The organism is Allobosea sp. P4_C6, assembly GCF_056402015.1.
Window position 1 is genome coordinate 1 of record NZ_JBFUIF010000231.1, and the last position, 1,571, is coordinate 1,571.

The following is a 1,571-nucleotide window of genomic DNA, read 5'->3' on the forward strand; positions in this document are numbered from 1 at the left end:
GTCCTCGGCCGACCGGCTCGCGCTTCTGCAGTGCGATGCGAGGCAATATGGGGAATGGTCGACCGCTGCGCGGTCGAATGGTCCGGTCGTTCTCGAAACGCCTGTTCTCCTGCGTATCTCTGCACTCCTCGGTGTCTTTAAGGATGCGCAGCAGCTTTACGGATCTCCGCAAAAAGAAAGAGATTGGCTGCGCTCCACCAACATGGCTGCGCCTTACCAGGGGCGAGCTCCCATCGATCTCCTGAGAGGGACGCTCGACGATCAACTTGCTGTGCGGGGTGAGGTCGCGGCTATCAGATGGGGTGGGGGCGTAGCGCCTAATGCGATCGACAAGAACTTCACAAAATACACAGATGAAGATCTGATCTGGGCAGACGATCGTCCGCAGATCCGAGCTGTCTGCTTCGACGGGTTCGGAACGCTCGTCGAAATTGGCGATAAGCGACGGCCGTTCAGAGCGCTCCTCGGGCATGCCAGTGCATCGGCGGCGGTGACCCAGGCGCTCACTACTCCGATGAGCCTACGCGATCTTGCCCGGGACCTCGCAATTGTTCCTGACGAGGAGCGCCTTATCGAGCTTGAGGCGGACTTATCGGCGGAAACCGCTTCGACACGGTTACGGCCGGAAATTGAGGCCATCTGGCGCAGGTTGGGCGAGCTCGGGTTGAAAATAGGCGTCTGCTCGAATCTCGCCGCGCCATATGGAGCCGCTTTGCTCGGCTGCCTGCCTAGCGCCCCGGATGCGGCCGTTCTCTCGTTTGAGGTCGGCATGATGAAACCTCAGGTCGAGATTTATCAGCTGGTTTGCCAGCGGCTTAATTTGGAGCCGCATCAGGTACTTTTCGTCGGTGACAGCATCGATGCAGACGTGATCGGCCCGCGAAATACTGGACTGTTCGCGATGCACATCGACGAGTTCGAGTCTGGATTTACTGAGGGCGCAGCGCCGGAAGCGCCGAAACCTGTCATCGAGCTCCTAGAACGTGCTGCGGCTACACCGCGCCGTGCTTGAACGTGCGTGCACGTGCGCGCTCTATGATGCAATCTAACGCGTTATAAAGAGTTCGGATGCTTTATGACGCTGTAAGAAAGATTTCAGACTGTCTCGTTAAATCGTTTTCACGCTTTAGACAGCGTCAATGTAGCTTTAGAACGCGTGCGGACGCTACATGGAACATTTCAGACTGCATAAATAAAGCGTTCGAGCGCGTGTGGACGCTGCAAAACGTAGCTTGCTGCGTCCAAGTGCATCGCGTGGCGCTCTTAGGCTTGGGTGGCTGAAGCAAACTAATGAGGAAGGGCAGGATGCGGCTTTTGGTGATTTCCGATCTTCATTTGGAATTCGGCCCGTTTGCATTGGCCGAACCGATGCCTGAGTTTGATGTCGCAGTCTTCGCCGGCGATGTGCACAAGCCAATCAGTGCTGCGCTCGAGTGGATGGTGGAACAGCGGGAAGCCGGTCCGTTCCATGGCCGGGAAATCGTCTACGTCGCCGGCAATCACGAGTTCTACAAGAGCGAGATGAAGGGCAACCTGGCKGCCGGGGGCGAACTCGCAGGCAAGGTCGGCAT

At 57.5% G+C, this 1,571-nt stretch carries 2 protein-coding genes; both read left to right on the plus strand.

Annotation, left to right across the window (positions count from 1 at the left end; translation table 11 throughout):
* Nucleotides 1–1,012, plus strand: a 1,012-nt coding sequence (locus tag AC1DVA_RS28215) for an HAD-IA family hydrolase (protein ID WP_476808103.1), incomplete at its 5' end; no start/stop codon positions are given.
* A 293-nt stretch (nucleotides 1,013–1,305) separates the two neighbouring features.
* Nucleotides 1,306–1,571: metallophosphoesterase (locus tag AC1DVA_RS28220; protein ID WP_476808104.1), on the plus strand; the 266-nt coding region annotated here is incomplete at its 3' end.